Raw genomic sequence first — 13,056 nt, forward strand, 5'->3', positions numbered from 1 at the left:
CGGTCTATTAACTAAGTAATAGAAATTTCTATCTTTGGTAGAATAAAGGTAATTGTTTGCTGTTTGCGAAAATATTTGCATAATTTAAGTAACATTACTTGATAAGAATTAACTATGGAGCTTAATAAGATTGCAGCATCGATTTTACTTTCTGGATTAATAATTATAATAGTTAGTAATGTAGTTGATATGCTCTATAACCCAGAGGATTATAAAATTGAACACCAAACAATAGTAGCAGCCAGCAATGAGCCTCAGCAAAAGATTGAACAAGTGGCACTTGATATTGGGGAGCTCATGAAAAATGCTAGCTTTGAAAAGGGGAAGTCAGCAGCAAAAAAATGTATAGCTTGCCACAGTTTTGAGAAAGGTGGAATGAATAAAGTAGGACCAAACTTGTGGAACGTAGTTGAAAATAAAAAGGCCCATCTTAGCAGCTCATTCAATTACTCAAAAGCACTACTTGAAAAAGGTGGGAAATGGGAATATGAGGAGTTATTTGCTTTTTTAAAAAATCCAAAAGCCTACATAAAAGGTACACGTATGGCATTTGCAGGTATTTCTAATCCACAAGAGATTGCAGATCTAGTCAGCTATTTGCGTTCGATGAGCGATAGTCCGGTTGCCTTGCCAAAGTAGTATGAATTATTGTAAATTACTCGATGGAAGTAATGGCCATATAGCATATCGAAAGCTACAAGGAAAGAAGGCTTCTATAGTTTTTCTTAGTGGTTTTGCATCCAATATGGATGGAACTAAAGCAACTGCCGTTTACAAATTTTGCCAAGAAAATGATATAGCACTTGTGCTCTTTGATTATTTTGGCCATGGTAATTCAAGTGGTGATTTTGCTGATTATACAATAAGTGATTGGCAAAAAAATTGTGCTAAAGTGATAAGTGAATTAACTATCAATAAACAAATAATTATAGGTTCAAGTATGGGAGGATGGCTGATGCTGCTCACTGCCCTTCAATTTCCAGAAAAAATTGCAGCATTAATCGGCATATCATCTGCTCCTGACTTCACTGAAGATTTAATATTCAAGCAATTGTCAGACAAGCAAAAAGAAGAGTTAAGCTCTAAAGGTGTAATAGATTTTACTTCGGAGCATTGTGCATACAAAATAACTAAAAATTTGATCGAAGACGGCAGAAAGAATCTTCTTTTAAATAAAAAAACAATAGATGTAAACTGTCCTTTGCGCTTGCTGCATAGCATTAATGATCAAGATGTTCCTTATCAAGTTTCATTAAATTTAGCTAAAAAAATCAAATCAACAGACGTTGAAGTACACTTAATAAAATCAGCAGAACACAACATGTCTGATAATCATTCACTGAAAATTTTATTTAAGACCATCAGAGAATTTTTGCCAGGAGAAATATATAATTGAAGTAATTTAGATGTGTTTGTCGTAAGAACTGCAGTTATAGCTTCAACAGTAGGCACTATTCTTGATCACCTCAACATTTTCTCTTGGCAATTCTTTAATAAATCGAGAAGTGCGCATTGGTTGCCACTGATTATTAATTTCTCTCCCATCTGCACATGAAATGATCAACCTTTCTTTTGCTCTAGTTATGCCAACATATGCAAGTCTTCTCTCTTCTTCCAAAGCTTTACCACTTTTATCTTCAAAAGATCTTTGATGAGGAAATAATCCTTCTTCCCAACCAGGTAAAAACACGCACGGGAATTCAAGCCCTTTAGCCGCATGAAGAGTCATAACATATACAGTGTCATCGCTATTCATATTATCCACTTCCATCACCAAACTAATATGCTCCAAGAAGGTTATAGTGCTGTCAAAATTCTTCAAAGATGAAATGAGCTCTTTAACATTTTCTATTCGCGCTAAACCCGTCACTCCTTCATTCTCAAGCATTTCTATATATCCTGATTGATTTGCTACGATTTTAACAAATTCATGCAGTGGTTTTACGCTTACTATTTCTTCCCAAGCTTTAATTTTATTTAAAAAATCATTTAGTGAGAGTTTAATTCTTTCGGTTACTTGATCACTATTAACCAATATTTTTGCTGCCTGAAAAAAAGAAATTTTGTTATCCTGAGCAGTCGTGTATATTTTCTTTAGAGTTGTAGCTCCTATGCTTCTTTTGGGACGATTTATGATCCTTTCAAAAGCGAGATCATCATTATTATTTGTAACAAGCCTCAAATATGCAATTATATCCCTTATTTCTTGACGTTCGTAGAATTTTACGCCACTTATAATCCTATAGGGAATTGAATATTTTATAAAATACTCTTCGAGCACTCTAGTTTGAAAAGTCGCTCTTACGAGCACTGCAATGTCACTAAATCTGTATTTATTGAGCTTTAATATCTGTTCGCTTATGAACCTTGCTTCAGCTTTCCCGTCCCATAATTTTATTAGATTTACCTTTTCCCCTTCAATGTTTGTTGTCCACAACTTTTTTTCTAAGCGAGTCTTATTGTGATTGATAACATATGATGCAGTTGCAAGTATGTGGGATGTTGACCTGTAGTTACACTCCAGTTTAACGGTTTTTGCATTTTTAAAATCATCGGAAAATTTCAAAATATTTTCAACTTCCGCACCACGCCAACTGTATATCGATTGATCGTCATCTCCTACACAACAAATATTTGAGTGCTCTTTTGCAAGGTATTTTAGCCAAAGATATTGTATTGCATTTGTATCTTGATATTCATCTACCATGATATATTTAAACTTGTTTTGGTAGTAGGATAGAACCTCGGTCTTTTGATTAAAGAGTTGTATGTTATATAGCAATAAGTCACCAAAATCGACAGAGTTAAGGAATTTTAACCTTTCCTGATACTGGTGATAGACTTTGAGTGCAGTTACGTACACTGGCCTAAATGATTGAACGTCTTCCACTTCGAATGGCAGTAAACACTTCTCTTTCCATTGCTGAATAATATTCATAATAGTCTTACATTTTTCTGATAGGTAATCAGGGCTGATTTCATTCATGATGTTTTTTATTACCTGTAATTGGTCATCCACACCAATAATTGTAAAATTGGAATTTAGCCCCACGACTTCAGCATGATGACGTAGAATTTTTGCTGCAATTGCATGGAAAGTGCCAAGCCATGGTATGTTTGTGCCCGTGAGTTCAAGCACTCTTGATATCATTTCATTTGCTGCTTTGTTCGTGAATGTAACTGCTAATATTTCATCAGAATAAGCGTGACCGTTTCTAATTATGTGCGCTATTCTTGAAGTAATCGTTCTTGTTTTTCCCGTTCCCGCCCCTGCCAGTATCAAAATTGGCCCATTTAAGTTAGTTACAGCTAATTGTTGCTCTGGATTTAACAGTGAGAGATAATCGTTCATTGCAGCACTATAGATTATAACTTCGTAAAGTTAAACCTATGATCGAAATATTGTAAAGGTCTTATTGAACATAACAGTCAACTCATTCAAGTACTACATATTTAAGCGTAGGGATTTGTATCTATCTTATTTGAGTAATTAGTGTATGCTGAGTAACAATAACTTGATTTGAGATATTGGCATCAAAACTTCTGCTTGTTGGATGAATAGGTGGAGTTTGAAATGGCTTAGACTTATGATTCAGTTCCTTCATCATTTCCTCAGCTTTAATAGGAAGTTTTTCTGGAATATAGAAGTTATGCATTTCAGGTCGTTCAGTGAAATTTTCATATATTTCTTTCAACCAAGCTCCGATATCATATATAAAACCATATGCTTTTTCTTTAAATTCTCTCCATGATCTGCCTAAACTGGCTAGTGTATTATTGAAGTAAATTGTCACATAATCTCTTGTGGTATATTGATAACTCTCTCTATTTAATTTTTCACTTTGCTTGTCACAAGTTTTGAAGTAACCAAATATGTTATACATTTTGAGCCATCACTAACTATAGTATTTTCTAAAATGGATGATAAAGTTCCATTATGGTATTACCAACCAAAAGCTGTAAGTCTGTATATTTATACATGAGAGGTCTGAGGCGGCTTTTGATGGTATGCCAACAGTATTCTATAGGATTCAAATCTGGTGAATATGTTGGAAGATACAGCAAATGACAGCCAAAAGACTCTATTAATGATTTTGTTTTAGTGGTCTTATGAAATGTAGCATTATCCATAACTATAGTTGTGCCAAGTGGCAATTTAGGTAATAACATCTTCTCCAACCATGTATTGAATACCTCTTTGTCACACCCACCTTTGAAAGTCATTGGTGCAATAAATCTCTTTCCAATCCACCCGGCTACTATACTGATTCTCTCTCGAGTTCTCCCTGGAATATCTGCATAAATTTTCTTTCCTCTTGGAGCACGTCCATATTCTCGGTATAACTTATCCTGCTTCATCTATATATAAGATGCTGGAATGGTCTATTTTTGAGATTTTATCAATAAATTGCTCCCTATCTTCTTGATTGCGCTCTTGATATAGTGTGACTTTTTTTTAAAGTAATTTTTAGCTGTTTTAGTCTATACCAAATTGAGTTTATTCCAAATCCAAGATTTTGTTTCATCTCTGCCAGAGTATGATCTGGATTCTTTGTAACATATTCTTCGAGTATTTTGGGGTCTATTTTTCGAATAAAGCTACCGTTTTTAGATGGCTTGAGGCTTTCACCAGCAGCTTTCTTTTTTAACCAACGGTACAGAGTTGCTATTCCTATCTCCATAAGCTCTGCTACCTCAACCTTTGTCTTACCTTTTTCTATCATCAATACTGCCTTTTCCCTTAAATCCACACTATATGCCATTATAACTCAAATACTTTATTATACCTTTATCATTTACTTTAGGAAATACTATATTAATATACATATACTATAAGTTAATAAATTAAAACCGTCAAGAGTGTTTATTGCATTACTGAGAAAATGCTCTATTTAAAATGGAGCTGAAGCTTGTAGTAGAATGTTTTCAAACGTTTAATATAATATTGACTTTACAGCAATAATTACTTTAAGTTAGTAGCTATTGTTGCAGTTAAAGTATCAATGCCTTTTTTCTTTTATTCTTTTGCAATTCTAAGCATCTTATCTGCTGTTTGTGTAATTAGCGTAAGGAATCCTGTGCATGCAGTGTTATTTTTAATTTTCACTTTCGTTAACTCTGCAGTTCTTTTTATTCTCCTTGGAGCTGAATTCATCGCTATGATGGTGCTGATAGTATACATCGGTGCGGTTGCAGTGTTGTTCCTCTTTGTAGTTATGATGCTCGATATTGACTACATAAGGTTGCGCCAGGGTTTTGCGAAGCATTTCACTCCTGCTGCTATATTATGTGTTGTGTTTTTTCTGATTATCAGTTTTGTAATCCGCAGCTCAACGCTGAATATAAGTAATGTTATAAACTATAATGCCAATAACGTGAAAGCTATCGGTAATTTGCTCTACACTGACTACATGTACGCTTTTCATCTTTCTGGTATTCTGCTGCTTGTTGCAATTGTTGGTGCAATTGCTCTTACTTTGCAGGACAAGAAAAAAGGAGTTAAAAAACAGAATGTATTAAAGCAATTGACACAATCTTCATCTGTAAAATTGGTTAAGGCTAAATTTGGAAAAGGAGTAGAATGGAAATAGGATTAAATCATTTTTTGATAGTTGCTGCTATTTTGTTCACTATTGGAGTGTGTGGTATTTTCATCAACCGTAAGAGCATAATCAATATACTGTTATCAATAGAAATATTATTGCTGGCGATTAACATCAATTTAGTTGCTTTTTCTGCCTTTATGAATGATATAGTTGGGCAAATTTTTGTGATGTTTGTGTTGACTGTTGCGGCAGCAGAGTCAGGAGTTGGGCTTGCAATATTGGTTGTATATTATAGAAGTCGTGGCAATATAGATGTTGAACAAGCGAACTTAATGAAAGAATGAAAGTATGATGGATATACTGAAATTAATAGTATTTTTGCCACTCTTTGGTTCGCTATTTGCAGCACTTTTTAGAAAAAGTCAGTTAGTTACAACGGCGGGGATTGGAATATCTGCAGTTTTATCTTGGTATGTTTTTCTCACCTTCTCTGAAAATTATCACTTGAGTTTATTTCCTCTATTTTCATTAAGTGTATTAAAAGTAAATTGGGCAATTAGTGTGGATGCTCTCTCATCCTTAATGCTTATTGTTATTACCACCGTTTCACTAGTAGTCCACCTCTATTCTATCGGTTATATGGAGCATGACAAAGGGAAGTCGAGGTTTTTTTCTTACCTATCGCTATTTACGTTTTGCATGATTGTGCTGGTTGTAAGCGATAATTTCGTGCAGCTTTTTTTTGGCTGGGAAGGGGTTGGCCTGTGTTCTTATTTACTCATAGGATTTTGGTTCCAAAAATATTCTGCAAATAATGCAGCAATTAAAGCATTTGTTGTGAATAGGGTAGGAGACTTTGCACTATTGATTGGAATCTTTCTTATTTATTATACATTTCACTCTTTGAATTTTACTGAAGTTTTTGACACAACTGATCTTCTTGGCACGCAGAACATTAGGGCATTCTGCTGTGAATTTAAAATAATTCATATAATATGCATATTACTTTTTATTGGCTGTATGGGTAAATCTGCACAGCTTGGTTTACATGTTTGGTTGCCCGATGCAATGGAAGGGCCAACCCCTGTTTCTGCACTCATTCACGCAGCAACGATGGTAACAGCAGGTATATTTTTAGTAGCAAAATGTTCTCCATTGTTTGAGTTATCAAATGTGGCACGAGAATTAATAGTTATCGTTGGTGCACTTACTGCTTTTTTTGCAGCCACCGTTGCGATTACTCAGAATGATATAAAAAAAATAATTGCTTATTCAACCTGCAGTCAACTTGGTTATATGTTCATGGCATGTGGGCTTTCTGCTTACAATGTTGCTATTTTTCACTTAATGACACACGCTTTTTTTAAAGCTCTACTATTTCTTGGTGCTGGCAATGTAATTCATGCAATGCATCATGAGCAAAACATTCAGAAAATGGGAAATTGCTGGAAGAAAATCCCTTGCACTTACGCTCTCATGTGGATTGGGTCTCTTGCGCTTTCTGGAATATTTCCATTTGCAGGTTTTTACTCAAAGGATTTGATAATTGAACATGCTTATAGCACGGATAGCTTTGCTTTTGTAATAAGCTTAGTTGTTGCATTCTTCACAGCGTTTTACTCTTGGAGGTTATTGCTTCTTGTGTTCCATAGCCAAAAACAAAGTAAAATTAATATACATGAAGAACCGAAGATTATGCTTATACCATTACTGATACTTGCTTTTGGATCAGTATTTTCTGGAGTGTGGGGAGCAAATATTTTGAACATAACTAGTAATGCGTTTTGGAAATCAAGTTTAATGGTGATTGATGAGCATGGAGTTCATAATTTCTTTATAAAACTGCTGCCAACCTTAGCGAGCCTAAGTGGAATAGCTCTTGCGTACCTAATTTACCAATATCAAGTAATTAGGCAAATTAAGAGTAAATTTTTACTTAAGTTTTTGCAGAATAAATGGTACTTTGATGAGGTGTATGAGTTTGTTATAATTGCACCGATAAGGTTTATATCTAGGCTTCTATGGAAGTTTGATGTTAAGGCTATTGATTCATTTGGACCAAATGGTGTTGTAAGGTTGGTTAATGAATGTTCAAAAAGTTCTATAAAGTTACAAACTGGTTATATATTTGATTATGTATTTATTATGTTTGTTGCTTTAATAATCGGTGCTTTATATATTATTGGAATTAAATAGAAGGTGTTGTTACTTAGTATATTCTTGCTTCCACTGATAGGAGCGTTGATTTTATCCTCGATCAGGATTAATCATCAATCTATACACCTAAGATTCCTTGCCCTATTTTTTACTATACTTCCATTTTTGCTTAGCATTGTAACTTGTATAGAATTTGATTATAACAATGCGGACTTTCAGTTTGTCAGCTATCCAGTAAGAGATATTGGAATAGGGGTGGATGGAATATCGTTACTTTTCCTTCTACTTACGACCTTCTTGTTTGTAATTTGTATACTCTATAACTGCAAAATGAGTTATACGACCCTAAAAGCCTATATGGCATTATTTCTACTGCTTGAGAGTTTTGTAGTCGGTTTTTTCGTTTCACTGAATGCTATAAGCTTTTATGTGTTTTTTGAAGCTGTCTTAATACCAATGTTCTTTATTATTGGCATTTGGGGAGGGAAGCAAAGGATATATGCGACGTTTAAGTTATTTCTTTATACATTAACTGGCTCATTATTATTTCTACTTGGATTAGTGTACATCTATAGCATTTTTGGAACGTTTAATATACAAAAATTAGCCACATTAGTGCCAAGCCTTGATCTTGAAGTGCAGTCATTGCTGTGGATTGCATTTTTTATTTCCTTTGCAATAAAAGTTCCAATGTTTCCATTTCACACTTGGCTTCCTGATGCTCATGTGCAATCACCAACTTCTGGATCTGTGGTTTTAGCTGGCTTGCTTATTAAAATGGGGGGATATGGATTTTTAAGATTTTCTATTCCAATGCTTCCTCAGGCAAGTTTGTATTTTTCAAATTTCGTTGTTGTGCTGAGCATTATTGCGGTGATATATGCTTCGCTAGTTGCGTTTGCTCAAGATGATATAAAGAAGTTAATAGCTTATTCTTCAATAGCACATATGGGGATCGTTACCGCTGGCCTCTTTTCATTTTGTGAGGAAGGAGTACTGGGTAGTATATTTCAAATGATTAGTCATGGCCTTATTTCTGCTGCTTTATTTTTATGTGTTGGAATGCTATATACTCGAACTGGGACTTTGGAGATTGCAAAATATTTTGGCATAGTAAACACAATGCCAAAATTTGGTTTTATGTTCATTTTATTTTCAATGGCTTCAATAGGGCTACCTGGAACATCTGGGTTCGCAGGTGAGTTTTTGGCTATGGTTGGGATGTTTAAGAGCATAGGGTTTTTTACAGGATTTATCGCACTTGGCACTATTTTAAGCGCAGTTTATATGCTGAATTTATGTAAGCAAATAATATGGGGGGTTAGCTATTCTAAATTATTAAATAACCGTTTGGATAGCATAGAATTTTCTGTCTTAATTCTGCTTGCAGTGTTTGTTATTTTGCTTGGATTTTACCCAACCCTTGCACTGAATTATTTGAAGCCATGTATGGCAAATTTGTTAGTCAAATATAATGCGCTATGAATTATATACAGATATTGCCGGAAATGTTCTCTATTATCTCCTCGTTAGTGTTGCTACTGCTTGGAATTATATTTAACCGCCGAACTATCAACTTATTAGCACTTGGCTGCACAGTGGTAACTTTGATTATTTTAATTATTTCAGCAGAAAACAATGAAATTTTTCTCTTTAATTCGTTGTTAAAACTCAATTTATACATCAGGTCAGCCCAAGGGTTAATTCTCAGCACAGGAATTTTAATACTTTTGATGCTGAATTTATCAAAATATGACTATAAATATGAATTTTCAATACTGATTCTTTTTGCGCTATTTGGCATGATAACTTTGGTTTCAGCAAATAGTCTGATTTCTTTTTATTTAGCTTTTGAGTTGATGAGTATATCTTTGTATGTTCTTGCGAGCTTTAATAAAGATTCAGCTTATTCATGTGAAGCAGGAGTGAAATATTTTACACTTAGTGCACTATCTTCCTGCATTATGCTGTATGGAATGTCGCTGCTTTATGGATATACAGGACAAGTCAATTTCTCTGAGCTCGGTTCATTCTTGCAAAACCATCAGATAACTTATGGAATAGTTTTTGGGTTAGTTTTTATCCTTATTGGTTTGTGTTTCAAGCTTGCTATTGCTCCTTTTCATATGTGGGCTCCAGATGTCTATCAAGGTGCACCTACCATAGTAACTGCGTTTTTTTCTACGGCCCCAAAAGCTGCACTTGTAACATTTTTAATTCGATTGATGAATGAAGAGTTAGTAAATGTAAAAAGTTATGTTCAGCCTATTTTCTTATACGTTTCAGCATTGTCTGTGCTTATCTCAGCTTTTGGGGCCTTGCGTCAGCAAAACTTAAAAAGGCTGTTTGCTTACAGTTCAATTGGTCACATTGGTTTTATATTTGCTTCACTTTCTATTTTTACACAAGCAGGAACAGATAGTGCCTTAATGTATTTGGTGATATATATCATCACAAGCATAGGGCTATTCTCATATCTCGTAGAAATTGACGATGATGATTGTGATATTGCAAATTTATCTGGTATAGGAAAAAAGCAACCAATTTTAGCATTCCATCTTTCTATACTATTACTCTCGATGTCGGGAATACCTCCACTTGCAGGTTTTATCGCTAAATTTTTTATATTCAAAAGTTTAATAAATTCTGGCTTTATCAGCCTGTCTTTGATTCTTGTAATAGCGAGTGTGATATCATGCTACTATTATTTAAATATCATGAAAGTTATGTATTTTGATAAAGCTAGTGGTAATAAGGTTGCTTATTCTAAGAGTCTATTCATTATCACTTCAGTGGCTTCACTGATCAATCTCGTTCTTTTCTTGTACGCAGAAGATCTTTACTCATTGATTAATTCATTGACAAATTAACAATTTAGTGTTTATAATTAGTGATTAATTAATATTTTGTGGTGAAAAATGAGTAAAAGAAAAACTGTTTTGAAATTTTCAATTGCTGCTCTCTTGCTAGGAGGATCGAGCACTGTAGCTGTTTTATATTTTACTTATGTTGCTTTAGCAATTAAATTTGGTATTGTAATTTCTATAGCTCCTCTGGCAATTTTTGCCATTTCTGTAGTTGCTGCATTAGTTTCAGTAATTACATTAGCAGCATTTACTATTTTCGCCATACGCAGTAAGGGTAAATCTAATAAGGTTAGTAGCGAACCAGGAAGTAAAAATGAAGAAAAAGGACAAAGTCTAGTACAAGAAAAAGATGCACCTACTCCTACGCCACCGTTGCTCTCGCAAGAGCCTGAAAAGTCGGTTATTCCTATTCCACAACAACCACCAGTTGATGATCCAGTGGAAGAAACAGAAACACCGCAACCTGACGTTATGGTTAATGGTGCTGATCAGCAAGCTAACCAAACAGAGGAATCGTTGCCACCATATCCAGAACCCACCTCGCCTCTAAATAGCATGGATCAACTCAAATCGTTTCCTGAATTGCCGTCAATTGTTGTGGATGCACACAACAATTTGGGAGATGGTAGTAATTCCATCAAAAATTATCAAGAAAATATGTCACTTCCAGTATATTTGCCCCAACAATCTCAGACTTCACAGCAACTTTCCCTAGCGCTTAGAGCTATATTAGATGATTCGAATTCGCTCTTGAAATTTAAGGCTGTATTTGAGGAATTTCAAAAAATAAGACAGAATAATTTACGTAGATCCAAATCACTTCCAAATCCGAATGTGATATTACCGATGAGTTTAAGTGAGGTGAAATCGAAGTGGAGAGAAACACAAGCTAGTATGACAGATAGTTATATTTCTTGGGGTACTAATTGGGATTATTCAATTACACAACCACTAGCTTACCAAGATGAATCATCAACCTCAATAATTGAAGATGTGGAAAGCGGTCCTGAAGCAATGTCCTATGACGTAAATGAAAATAGGGCTTCATATAGCAGTATGCAATCACCTGTATTATCAAGTTCTGCTAGCCGTGGCAACAGTTTTTCTGGATAAGAGAGTTTTTTGATAGAATTAAGAAAATGATCCCTGAAACATTTGAGGGCTTTCATATTCATCATTACAAAGAAGTTCCAAGTACTAATAAAGAAGCATTGGGTTTAATTGAGAAAGGGATATCAAATGAAACTGTCATTATTGCTGATAAACAAACAGAAGGTAGGGGACGCACTGGAAAAAGCTGGATTTCTCCAGAGGGTAATCTCTATGCGAGTTTGATAATTAACCAAGAAACGGATGTCAGCAAATTGACAGAATTGACTTTTGTGACTGCTCTTGCTGTTGGAAATACTTTATTATCGTTAAATTTCTTGAATAATCAAACCCACTGCGGTGTCATCCCAGTGTCACGCACTGGGATGACAAGAGATCCATTCATAAACGATCTCAATCTTCAATATAAATGGCCAAATGATGTTCTAATCGATGGCAAGAAAATAAGCGGAATATTGCTTGAAAAAAAATCCAATTCGAATTGGCTCATTATAGGAATTGGAATTAATGTCAATCATGCACCACTTCCAGGAACAACGTGCATTAGCAATTATGGTGGATCTGTGTCTAACATAGATCTACTAAAAAAATTAATAATAAATTTTAATAAGCTAAGAAAGCAATGGCTATTTGATGGGTTTCATGCTATAAGAGAAATGTGGTTAAAAAAAGCATTCAAAATGAATGAGCAAATCAGTGTAAAGTTAGTTGACAAATTGTATGAAGGAATTTTTGCTGATATAGACAAAAGTGGTAAATTAGTGTTGCAGCAAAAGGATGGAAGCTTAATTTATTTTGATGCAGGTGAGTTATTTATTGGCAGTGCATTATGAATATATATGTAATTTTTGCTTACCTTATTAGTTTCATACTGATTGGTGGAAATTTGATTTTTACCGTTTCTTGCTATATAAAAAGTAAAAAAAACTTAGAAAGTCTTAAAAGCAACAATGAAGAAGAAACATAAGCGATTACTTATAACTTCAGGAATTTTCTGCTTTTTAAGTTGTGCAGTTTTTTTTATTTTAACAACGCTCAAAGAAAATATCTCATTTTTCTATACAGTAAGTGAGGCAATAGTTTTACCAAATAATCAAAAGCCAATCCGTGTTGGTGGAATGATTGTTGAAAATAGCGTGATACGGAGCGAAAGCGAAGTAATTTTTCAGATGACAGATTTTAATAAGAGCGTTATGGTGAAATATCAGGGAATACTTCCACCAATGTTTTCAGAAAAAAGTGGTGTTGTTGTACAAGGTAAAATGTTTGATAATGGTACCTTTCTTGCAGATACGGTGTTTGCAAAACATGATGAGAACTATAAGCCGAAAGTCCTAAAATAGATTTCCTAATTCAGTTGTATTGAAATGGTATGT

15 protein-coding genes are annotated in these 13,056 nt (G+C 34.4%); 11 read left to right on the forward strand and 4 right to left on the reverse strand.

Annotated features, from left to right (window positions below):
* Positions 1 to 114: 114 nt before the first annotated feature.
* Together AAGD63_RS05925 and AAGD63_RS05930 are read left to right on the forward strand one after the other, a co-directional pair.
* Positions 115 to 639: a cytochrome c family protein gene (locus AAGD63_RS05925; RefSeq protein WP_341813346.1), complete on the forward strand. Its 525-nt coding sequence runs from the start codon at positions 115 to 117 to the stop codon at positions 637 to 639.
* A 1-nt stretch (position 640) separates the two neighbouring features.
* Positions 641 to 1,396 (forward strand): alpha/beta hydrolase, encoded by a 756-nt coding sequence (locus AAGD63_RS05930; RefSeq protein WP_006012924.1) that lies wholly within the window; start codon positions 641 to 643, stop codon positions 1,394 to 1,396.
* A gap of 42 nt (positions 1,397 to 1,438) precedes the next feature.
* Here AAGD63_RS05930 and AAGD63_RS05935 read toward each other — a convergent pair whose 3' ends face one another.
* From AAGD63_RS05935 to AAGD63_RS05950, 4 genes are all read right to left on the reverse strand, one after another.
* On the reverse strand, positions 1,439 to 3,352 hold the full coding sequence (locus tag AAGD63_RS05935) for an ATP-dependent helicase (RefSeq protein ID WP_341813347.1): 1,914 nt from the start codon (positions 3,350 to 3,352) through the stop codon (positions 1,439 to 1,441).
* 121 nt (positions 3,353 to 3,473) lie between these two features.
* Positions 3,474 to 3,884: a hypothetical protein gene (locus AAGD63_RS05940; protein ID WP_264330613.1), complete on the reverse strand. Its 411-nt coding sequence runs from the start codon at positions 3,882 to 3,884 to the stop codon at positions 3,474 to 3,476.
* Positions 3,885 to 3,912: 28 nt separating this feature from the next.
* Positions 3,913 to 4,359, reverse strand: coding sequence for an IS630 family transposase (locus tag AAGD63_RS05945; RefSeq protein WP_341813348.1), 447 nt, complete (start codon positions 4,357 to 4,359; stop codon positions 3,913 to 3,915).
* A 56-nt stretch (positions 4,360 to 4,415) separates the two neighbouring features.
* Positions 4,416 to 4,751 carry an IS630 transposase-related protein gene (locus tag AAGD63_RS05950; RefSeq protein WP_341813349.1) on the reverse strand — a complete coding sequence of 112 codons (336 nt, stop codon included), beginning with the start codon at positions 4,749 to 4,751 and terminating at the stop codon, positions 4,416 to 4,418.
* A 252-nt stretch (positions 4,752 to 5,003) separates the two neighbouring features.
* Between AAGD63_RS05950 and AAGD63_RS05955 the strand changes: the two genes are divergently transcribed.
* Genes AAGD63_RS05955 through ccmE form a run of 9 tightly spaced genes read left to right on the forward strand, consistent with a single transcriptional unit; the run spans position 5,004 to position 13,023 of the window.
* On the forward strand, positions 5,004 to 5,591 hold the full coding sequence (locus AAGD63_RS05955; protein WP_341813350.1) for an NADH-quinone oxidoreductase subunit J: 588 nt from the start codon (positions 5,004 to 5,006) through the stop codon (positions 5,589 to 5,591).
* Positions 5,582 to 5,890: an NADH-quinone oxidoreductase subunit NuoK gene (gene nuoK / locus AAGD63_RS05960; protein ID WP_019236815.1), complete on the forward strand. Its 309-nt coding sequence runs from the start codon at positions 5,582 to 5,584 to the stop codon at positions 5,888 to 5,890. The genes AAGD63_RS05955 and nuoK overlap by 10 nt, the downstream gene beginning before the upstream one ends.
* Positions 5,891 to 5,894: 4 nt before the next feature.
* On the forward strand, positions 5,895 to 7,742 hold the full coding sequence (nuoL, locus tag AAGD63_RS05965; protein WP_341813351.1) for an NADH-quinone oxidoreductase subunit L: 1,848 nt from the start codon (positions 5,895 to 5,897) through the stop codon (positions 7,740 to 7,742).
* 3 nt (positions 7,743 to 7,745) lie between these two features.
* The gene (locus AAGD63_RS05970) at positions 7,746 to 9,188 is read left to right on the forward strand and encodes an NADH-quinone oxidoreductase subunit M (protein ID WP_341813352.1); all 1,443 of its coding nucleotides are present in this window, start codon (positions 7,746 to 7,748) and stop codon (positions 9,186 to 9,188) included.
* Positions 9,185 to 10,573: an NADH-quinone oxidoreductase subunit N gene (locus AAGD63_RS05975; RefSeq protein WP_341813353.1), complete on the forward strand. Its 1,389-nt coding sequence runs from the start codon at positions 9,185 to 9,187 to the stop codon at positions 10,571 to 10,573. The genes AAGD63_RS05970 and AAGD63_RS05975 overlap by 4 nt, the downstream gene beginning before the upstream one ends.
* Before the next feature lie 48 nt (positions 10,574 to 10,621).
* On the forward strand, positions 10,622 to 11,683 hold the full coding sequence (locus AAGD63_RS05980) for a hypothetical protein (protein WP_341813354.1): 1,062 nt from the start codon (positions 10,622 to 10,624) through the stop codon (positions 11,681 to 11,683).
* A gap of 26 nt (positions 11,684 to 11,709) precedes the next feature.
* Positions 11,710 to 12,513 (forward strand): biotin--[acetyl-CoA-carboxylase] ligase, encoded by an 804-nt coding sequence (locus tag AAGD63_RS05985; protein ID WP_341813355.1) that lies wholly within the window; start codon positions 11,710 to 11,712, stop codon positions 12,511 to 12,513.
* Positions 12,510 to 12,647 (forward strand): hypothetical protein, encoded by a 138-nt coding sequence (locus tag AAGD63_RS05990; RefSeq protein WP_214303159.1) that lies wholly within the window; start codon positions 12,510 to 12,512, stop codon positions 12,645 to 12,647. Before AAGD63_RS05985 ends, AAGD63_RS05990 begins: the two co-directional genes overlap by 4 nt.
* Positions 12,631 to 13,023, forward strand: coding sequence for a cytochrome c maturation protein CcmE (gene ccmE, locus AAGD63_RS05995; RefSeq protein ID WP_012481969.1), 393 nt, complete (start codon positions 12,631 to 12,633; stop codon positions 13,021 to 13,023). Before AAGD63_RS05990 ends, ccmE begins: the two co-directional genes overlap by 17 nt.
* The last annotated feature ends 33 nt before the right edge of the window (positions 13,024 to 13,056 follow it).

The sequence above is a fragment of the Wolbachia endosymbiont (group B) of Germaria angustata genome (assembly GCF_964026725.1).
GTDB lineage: Bacteria > Pseudomonadota > Alphaproteobacteria > Rickettsiales > Anaplasmataceae > Wolbachia > Wolbachia pipientis_C.